At 43.0% G+C, this 509-nt stretch carries 1 pseudogene; it reads right to left on the reverse strand.

The features are described from left to right. Nucleotides 1-382, reverse strand: a pseudogene (locus tag DNK84_RS13770) (IS4 family transposase); the annotation flags it as partial. Nucleotides 383-509: the final 127 nt, after the last annotated feature.

The following is a 509-nucleotide window of genomic DNA, read 5'->3' on the forward strand; positions in this document are numbered from 1 at the left end:
CCTTATGATCTAAGAAAGTGGTGACTAAAACACGTGCTTTGCTACGGCAGCCATTGCGTTTCATATTAATGCTTACTTCTCTGATACTGATTGCTTTGGGAAAGGCATTATATTCAGCCTGTGTCATCCAATCTGGTTTGCTTGGCCGCACCCATGAAACAATATGATCTTTTTTACCCAAGCGCTTACCACGTCTAAAATCATATTTGCGTGAAGCATGTGCAGGGAACACTCCTGATACCCCTAGTTGTAGCAACGTTGCCATCAGAAAATATGAAGGATAATAACAATCACCTAAGAGCACATCATTGGTTTTTAGAGCCTCCATTAATTGACGAAATAGTGCATGCTCTCCAGTCTTCTTGCCCTGATAGGCGCCCATAGCTTAATGGCACTAAGTTAAGCCGCATTTTTGTATAAACCTCGAGCTTTTTTTAGTGGAGGATATGTCTTTGTTCTGCGTTTTCTGCACCGAGGCTCTTTGCGTCCTGTTCTGTTGGCGACCTGTC

This window comes from Facilibium subflavum (genome assembly GCF_003574485.1).
Classification (GTDB): domain Bacteria; phylum Pseudomonadota; class Gammaproteobacteria; order Francisellales; family Francisellaceae; genus Facilibium; species Facilibium subflavum.